The organism is Streptomyces sp. NPDC059567, from assembly GCF_042735655.1.
Lineage (GTDB): Bacteria > Actinomycetota > Actinomycetes > Streptomycetales > Streptomycetaceae > Streptomyces.
In genome coordinates, this window is sequence record NZ_JBHWBS010000159.1 from 6,955 (window position 1) to 9,410 (window position 2,456).

Genomic DNA, 2,456 nt, shown 5'->3' on the forward strand with positions numbered 1-2,456 from the left:
ATAAAACACCCCCCAAAGCGGGGGGCGGCGTCTTTTTTTTAAACCCCCCGGGTTGTCCGGTTCACCCCCGCCCGGGGCCCGGGTTCCTGGTGGAACCGGGCCCCTTCGCGTGAGTGGATCAGTACTGGTTGCGCGGGCGGTTGAACCACGCGGACGCCTGCGAGTTCACCATCGACGCGAGGATGATGCCGCCGAGGGCGAGGCTGATGATGCCGCCGGGGACGCCGGTGGCCTCGCCGGAGGCGAAGTTGCCGAGTCCGCCGATGAGCATCAGCGAGGCGTAGATGATCGTGATGACGCGGATCGCGGTGCCGCCGGTGGCGAACTTCACTCCGAGGAAGATCCCCAGGCCGGCGAAGGCCAGCAGGAGGGCGACGACGGCGAAGCCCAGGCCGGCCAGGCCGGTCGCGGCGTCCGAGTCGACCGCGCTGGAGGCCGCCGCGACGCCGATGCCGGCGATGATCCCGATGATGATCTGCAGGCCCGACAGGACGAACAGGATCACCCGGGCCGCGGTCATCAGGCCGGGCATCTTCTGCGGACCCTGCGGGTAACCGCCCACGCCGTACGGCTGGACCGGCGGAGCCTGCGGGTACCCGTACTGCTGCGGGGGCACGCCCTGCGGAGCCTGCTGCGGGTAGCCGTATCCGGGCTGCTGGCCCTGCGGCTGGCCGTATCCCGGCTGCTGGCCCTGCGGCTGGCCGTAGGGGTTGTTCGGATCGCCGAAGCTCATCGCGGGTTTCCTCCGTGGGTTGTGCGGGGACGACGCGGCCCGCGCGGAGGTACTTCTCACAGCTTATGAGTGATTTGCCCCCCGGCACTGCACGCGGCACTGCGCGGTCATCGTCGTCGCAGCATCGACTTTTTGTCCAGTCGGAAAGCCGGGAGTTGTGCAAGTGCAACCTCTCCGGCCGCACGGCGCAGGGCCGTGTACGGCCGAATTGGAACAAGCGAGGGGTCATCCGGGAGGATGGCTCCATGAGCGCCCAGATTCTCGATGGCAAGGCCACCGCAGCCGCGATCAAGTCCGACCTGACCGCCCGTGTGGCGGCCCTCGAGGAGAAGGGCGTCACGCCCGGCCTCGGCACGATCCTGGTCGGGGACGACCCGGGCAGCCAGAAGTACGTCGCAGGCAAGCACCGCGACTGCGCGCAGGTCGGCATCGCCTCCATCCAGCGCGAACTGCCCGCCACCGCCACCCAGGACGAGATCGAGGCGGTCGTACGCGAGCTCAACGAGGACCCGGCGTGCACCGGGTACATCGTCCAACTCCCGCTCCCCAAGGGCATCGACGAGAACCGCATCCTGGAGCTGATGGACCCGGCCAAGGACGCCGACGGTCTGCACCCGATGAACCTCGGCCGTCTCGTGCTGAACGAGCCGGCGCCGCTGCCCTGCACCCCGTACGGCATCATCCAGCTGCTGCGCGAGCACGGTGTGGAGATCAACGGCGCGGAGGTCGTGGTCGTGGGGCGCGGTGTCACCATCGGGCGCCCGATGCCGCTGCTGCTGACCCGGCGCTCGGAGAACGCGACGGTGACGCAGTGCCACACCGGTACGCGTGACCTGGCGGCCCATCTGCGACGGGCCGACATCATCGTCGCCGCGGCCGGTGTGCCGCACCTGATCAAGCCCGAGGACGTGAAGCCGGGCGCCGCCGTGCTCGACGTCGGTGTCTCGCGCAACGGCGAGGGCAAGATCCTCGGCGACGTCGACCCCGGTGTCTCCGAGGTCGCCGGCTGGATCTCGCCGAACCCCGGCGGTGTGGGTCCGATGACCCGTGCGCAGCTCCTTGTCAACGTCGTCGAGGCCGCGGAGCGCGCGGCCGCGGCGCTCTGACGATGACCTCGCGCGTGAGCGCCAAGGGCGCCCCGGGCGCCGAGGACCCGGGCGAGCACCTGGACGCGGGCCGGACCGAGGGCGAGGCGCCGGACGCCTCCGCCGAGTCCCTGGCCCCCGTCGAGGACGCCGCCGAGCCGTCCGCCAAGGACGCCGCCGCGACCCCTCCCGGGCGGTCGCGGCGTCCGCCCGCCATGACCACGGACACCGCGCGGCCCGAGGGCGGCGGCCGGGCCGCTCCCGTCGGGGCGCCCGCGCCGGCCCGGCAGTGGCCGCTGCTGACCGTGCTGGGGCTGACCGCGCTGGGGCTGTTCATCGTCGGGACGGATCTGTTCGCGCAGTCCTTCCGCGTCGGGACGATGCTCGTCGGTGTGGCGCTGCTCACCGGCGCGGGACTGCGGCGCGCGCTGCCGTCGGTCGGGATGCTCGCCGTACGGTCGCGGTTCACCGACATGGTCACGTACGGGGTCATGGGCGGGCTCATCGTGCTGCTGGCGCTCATGGTGCAGCCGGACCCCTGGCTCAGGATCCCGTTCCTGGAGGACATCCTCCACCTCACGGTCACCTAGGCGCCGGCGGCGACGCACTCGCGAACGGAAACCGCGGCGCCCGTCCTC

The 2,456-nt window shown here is 71.4% G+C and carries 3 protein-coding genes; 2 read left to right on the plus strand and 1 reads right to left on the minus strand.

From position 1 onward, the window contains the following. Positions 1-118 precede the first annotated feature (118 nt). Entirely contained in the window at positions 119-733 is a 615-nt protein-coding gene (locus ACFVZW_RS35815) for a hypothetical protein (protein WP_384530611.1), read from the minus strand. Between the two features lie 245 nt (positions 734-978). On the opposite strand from ACFVZW_RS35815, the gene ACFVZW_RS35820 reads away from it, so the two are divergent. Continuing rightward, on the plus strand, positions 979-1,839 hold the full coding sequence (locus tag ACFVZW_RS35820) for a bifunctional methylenetetrahydrofolate dehydrogenase/methenyltetrahydrofolate cyclohydrolase (protein WP_383558225.1): 861 nt from the start codon (positions 979-981) through the stop codon (positions 1,837-1,839). 2 nt (positions 1,840-1,841) lie between these two features. After that, on the plus strand, positions 1,842-2,408 hold the full coding sequence (locus ACFVZW_RS35825) for a DUF3017 domain-containing protein (RefSeq protein ID WP_384530614.1): 567 nt from the start codon (positions 1,842-1,844) through the stop codon (positions 2,406-2,408). The last annotated feature ends 48 nt before the right edge of the window (positions 2,409-2,456 follow it).